Annotated in this window: 4 protein-coding genes, 1 tRNA gene and 1 other RNA gene; 2 read left to right on the forward strand and 4 right to left on the reverse strand. The window is 47.5% G+C overall.

Translation table 11 applies throughout. The features are described from left to right. Positions 1-2: 2 nt before the first annotated feature. The 4 genes from ssrA to BG32_RS10770 form a co-directional block, all read right to left on the reverse strand. Positions 3-353: a transfer-messenger RNA gene (gene ssrA / locus BG32_RS10755) on the reverse strand. Between the two features lie 13 nt (positions 354-366). After that, positions 367-2076: a sigma-54-dependent Fis family transcriptional regulator gene (locus BG32_RS10760; protein WP_006486530.1), complete on the reverse strand. Its 1710-nt coding sequence runs from the start codon at positions 2074-2076 to the stop codon at positions 367-369. A 17-nt stretch (positions 2077-2093) separates the two neighbouring features. Next, positions 2094-2891, reverse strand: a complete 798-nt coding sequence (gene rsmA, locus BG32_RS10765; protein ID WP_006486532.1) for a 16S rRNA (adenine(1518)-N(6)/adenine(1519)-N(6))-dimethyltransferase RsmA — start codon at positions 2889-2891, stop codon at positions 2094-2096. A 78-nt stretch (positions 2892-2969) separates the two neighbouring features. Continuing rightward, a tRNA-Ser gene (locus BG32_RS10770) sits at positions 2970-3060 on the reverse strand. A 99-nt stretch (positions 3061-3159) separates the two neighbouring features. Here BG32_RS10770 and BG32_RS10775 point away from each other — a divergent pair. Beyond that, positions 3160-4476, forward strand: coding sequence for a phosphoglucosamine mutase (locus BG32_RS10775; RefSeq protein WP_006486537.1), 1317 nt, complete (start codon positions 3160-3162; stop codon positions 4474-4476). Then, positions 4469-4624 (forward strand): ATP-binding cassette domain-containing protein (locus tag BG32_RS17155; protein ID WP_121526818.1); only part of this gene is annotated, 156 nt, incomplete at its 3' end. The genes BG32_RS10775 and BG32_RS17155, both read left to right, overlap by 8 nt.

Raw genomic sequence — 4624 nt, forward strand, 5'->3', positions numbered from 1 at the left:
AATGGTGGAGGCGGCGAGAGTCGAACTCGCGTCCGAAACCAAATTCCTTGCAGGCTCTCCGAGCGCATCCTGTGATCGTCGTCAACAGTCAAGACTTCACAGGCAGAGTCCGACTGTCCAAGCTCCTAAGTGTCCCCGGGAATACGGAGCATATTCACGGGCAAGGTCTGATTTTCTGACGCCCTTCATAGCCCACCAGACCAAAAAGCTATTCGGACGGCTACTTATTAATTATTAAGCAGCAAGTGCAAATTCGTTATTGGCATTTCTGCTTTTCCGGTTTTTTAACGCGGCTCCGGGACCTCGGCTCGCTCCTACAAGTTCATTGACCCCGTCGAAACCGTTTCGCCCCCATTAATAATTATATCATCGGTTTTCTTGAGTGTCAGTGATTCCGTGCTTTTCTAGCTTGTAGTATAGACTCCTTATGCTTATCCCAAGTTCGTTCGAAGTCTTCGTCTTGTTCCAATCGTTTCTTTGAAGAGAGTCTTTTATTATCTCTTTTTCGTAGTCATCCAGAAGGGCTGATAGACTTCCCTCGGGTAGCCTCTCTCTCTTGTCCGGTTTCTCAAGAATTCCCTTTATATGCGAAAGCCGTATAGTTTTTTCTTCTAGTTCCATACTTATCATTGCCCTTCCGATGACGTTTTCAAGTTCTCTTACGTTTCCAGGCCAGTCGTGTTTCTCAAACATGCGCAGAACTGCAGGATCGATTTCTGTAACCATCCTTCCGTACTCCTGATTTAGCCTCATCATCACTACCCTAGCTATCTCAGGAATATCCTCTGGCCTCTCTTTGAGCGGAGGAATTACGATTGGCACTACATTCAGACGATAGTATAGGTCGGGAAGGAATTCACCGGACGCGACGAGCTTCTCCAGACTCACGTTGGTCGCCGCAATTACTCTGACATCGAGTTTGTAGGTCTGATTTCCACCAACCGGCTTTATCTCCCTATCTTGAAGGAACTTCAGGAATTTTGACTGAACTGAGAGACTCATCTTAGCAACTTCATCGAGAAATACGGTTCCTCCGTTTGCCTCTTGAAGAAGACCCTTCTTTCCCCCTCTCCGGGCTCCTGTGAAAGCACCTTCGACATATCCGAAGAGCTCCGATTCGAGGAGGTTTTCCGGCAGGGCAGCGCAGTTAACGCTTATGAAGCTTTGTTCTCGTCTATCACTGGAATTGTGAATTGCGTGCGCAAAGAGTTCTTTTCCAGTTCCGCTCTGACCGTTCAGCAGTACTGTTGCTCTCGTCTTTGAAACCTTTCTCGCCTGATCAATCGCTACCTGCATCAGTTTAGACGAACCGGCGATATCGTCAAAAGTATACTTTGCCTTCATGTGTCGAAGGAGGCGCTTCGTGTCCTCCAGTTCCCTCGCGAGTCTCTCTATCTCAGAGATGTCATGAACAACACCCACGCTTCCCTTAAACTCACCCTTCACGAAAAGCGGAGTTACGTTGACCAGCACTTCCTTTCTGTTCGGACCGACTTTCAGCCTTGCGTTGTATATCGGCTTCCTCGTTCTTACAACTTCCAGATGAAGAGAGGAACCTTCCGCAATGTCAACTGTGGCCATTTTTCCAATGACGAAATCGGGACTCATTCCTGTTATTCTGGTGTAGGCCCTGTTTACGAGAACGATCTTTCCCTTTTCATCGGCCACCGAAATTGCATCATATGTTGCATCTATGATGGAGGTCAATAGACCCTCCATCTCCTTATGGTTAATGACTTCTTCAGCCATCTTTTCAACATTTGTTATGTCACGAAATACAGCCATTGCAGCATGGACTTCACCTTGTGAGTTGACGATGGGGAATCTTGAAGTTACTATCGTCTTTTCCTTGAGATACTGAATTCTGTTGAGCTCCGGCTCACCACTCTTCAGAACGATGTGCAACCTAGTGTTAGGTATGGTCTCTCTTACGAGAGCACCGGTCGCTTCCTCTCCATTCACTCCTAGAATCTCGAGGGCCTCGTCGTTTATGAAGGCTATCCTCTCGTCTGAATCGACAACTATTATTCCCTCTATCAGCGAATTCAGAATCCTTTCGAAAAGCTCTCTCTCCATTGCTTGACCTCTTTCGGTCACACACCACCTTCAGGATATATGTTCTTGAACAAGTTTACGAAATCATCTACGCTTAGTTCTTCTGCCCTGACGTCGATTCCTATAGCCATTGACCCAAGTAATTCCTCTGGTGAGTCCACGATGCTTTTCAGATTGTTCTTCAGCTTCTTCCGTCTCTGAGAGAAACAATGCCTGACAAATTTCCTGTACTGATCCCTTCTAGCTTCTCCTATCGGAGGGTTCTCAAGCAACGACAGCTCAATCACCATCGAGTCCACTTCTGGCTGCGGAATGAACTCCTTTCTAGAAACCTGAAAAAGCTCTCTCACTTCGGAAAAAGTATTAACATTCACCGTCAGTATACCGTATTCCTTCGTACGGGGTGTTGCGGTCAATCTATCCGCATACTCCTTCTGAACCATTAGCACAGCCCTGTCAAATGATGGCCCATCGAACATTATTCTCTCGATAATGGGAGAGGTAATGTAATAAGGAATGTTGGCAACATACGTGACAGAGTCGGGCAAAGTAGATAGATCGGCCTTGAGAAAGTCCTCGTAACGGAGCTCGCACCGTTCGCCCTCCAGCCTTCGGTTGCCTTCGGAGAACCTTGTGTCTATTTCAAACCCGATAACTCTTAAGCCTTTCTCCAACAGGATAGAAGTGAGCGAACCCGATCCTACACCTATTTCGACTATAGTCGACGACGGATTCAGTTCCACTGATTCGACAATCCTGCGAGAGACTCTGTCTGACTTCAGGAAGTTCTGCCCCAGCGCCTTGTTTAGCCTTATGTTTATCGATCTCTCTCCCATTGCTCCTCCGTTTCAGATAGGCTCTCAATAACTCTCCCATCTAAGCAAAAAAACCCGTCGGAAAGACGGGTGGTTTTCTGGCGGAGAGAGTGGGATTTGAACCCACGGACGAGTTGTGCTCGTCATACGCTCTCCAGGCGTACGCCTTCGACCGCTCGGCCATCTCTCCAACAGTCACAATTATATAGTTCGCAGTTTGAGTTGTCAACGAGATTCTGTGGTAAACTAAATGCTAGGTATAGAAATGTTTATATTTGGGGGTGTCTTAATGAAGAAGCTGTTCGGAACCGACGGGATAAGGGGCGTTATTAACGAAGAGCTCACACCCGAACTTGCAATGAAGCTTGGCAATGCCATTGGCAGATACTACACTGGAAAGTATAACAGGTTTATCATAGCAAAAGACACGAGGAGTTCCGGTGATCTTCTAGAGAGCGCAATGGCCGCGGGAGCCGCCTCCGCCGGGATGAACGTCGAGTTCGCGGGCGTAATCCCGACTCCAGCATTAGCGTATATCACGAACAAAGAGGGAACGTTGGGAGCTGTTATTTCTGCTTCCCATAATCCCGCTGTTTACAACGGAATCAAGGTTCTCGCCAGGGGAATGAAGATATCCGACGAAGACGAAGTGGAGATAGAGAACCTCATAATCGACACCCCGTTTCACTATACAGTTTATTCTGGAGTCGGCAAGATTAGTTATAAAGATCACTATAGAGATGAGTATATCGATTATGTTATAGGTCTTTACAGGAATGAGAGACTCCCTTCTGACGGGATCGTTGTCGACGGTGCCAACGGAGCAATTTCAACCGTCATATCTATGGTATACGAAAGCCTAGGTATAGGTGCGGAGCTTCGCGAAATCGAACCGAACGGGATTAACATCAACGACAAGTGCGGATCGCTATTTCCGAACTTCCTGGGCGATTCATTAAAGAAAGGACAGATCGGGGTTCTTTTCGATGGAGATGCAGACAGATGTCTATTCGTTCTTCCGGGCTCCAAGTTGATAGACGGCGATATGTTGATGGCGCTCAACTCGAGAAAGCTTGTGAACCAGGGACGGCTGAAGGGCAATAGGGTCGTTGCAACTGTAATGTCAAACCTGGGCTTCGAGAAGTATCTCACCTCGAAGAACATCTCGCTGGATAGAACAAAGGTTGGCGACAAATACGTTCTCGAAAGAATGCTGCAGACAGGCGGAGTCCTCGGCGGAGAGCAATCTGGTCATATCATCTTCCTCGACAGGAGCACCACCGGCGACGGTCTCATCACTTCACTTGAAACATTGAACTCACTCGAAGAGCTTGACGAAAGCCTCGAAGAGTTTGCTGCCTCTTTCCCCGTCTATCCACAGTTGTTGAAGAACGTTCCCGTATCAAACAAGAAGCTGGTCATGGAAGACATGAATCTTAAGAATAGACTCGAAGAACTGAAGCAGAATGATGATCTTCGAATCGTTCTCAGGCCGTCAGGCACGGAACCGTACATTAGAGTCATGGTTGAAGGAGCCGAGCAGCTGTTGGTCGAGGAGATCTGTCAGGAGCTGGTCGAGTTAGTGCAGGAGTGTAGTAATGGATAGGTATATATATGTGAAAGGCGCCAGGGTACACAATCTGAAAAATGTCAATGTCGCAATCCCCAAGAATTCCTTGACTATTATTACCGGCCTGTCCGGATCGGGAAAGTCCTCGCTGGCACTCGACACAATTTACGCAGAAGGTCAGAGG

This window comes from Mesotoga sp. HF07.pep.5.2.highcov (genome assembly GCF_003666285.1).
Classification (GTDB): domain Bacteria; phylum Thermotogota; class Thermotogae; order Petrotogales; family Kosmotogaceae; genus Mesotoga; species Mesotoga prima.

Coding starts and splice junctions, on each gene's coding strand:
- BG32_RS10760 (WP_006486530.1), bottom strand. CDS start 2,076: ATGGAGAGAGAGCTTTTCGAAAGGATTCTGAATTCGCTGATAGAGGGA.
- rsmA (WP_006486532.1), bottom strand. CDS start 2,891: ATGGGAGAGAGATCGATAAACATAAGGCTAAACAAGGCGCTGGGGCAG.
- BG32_RS10775 (WP_006486537.1), top strand. CDS start 3,160: ATGAAGAAGCTGTTCGGAACCGACGGGATAAGGGGCGTTATTAACGAA.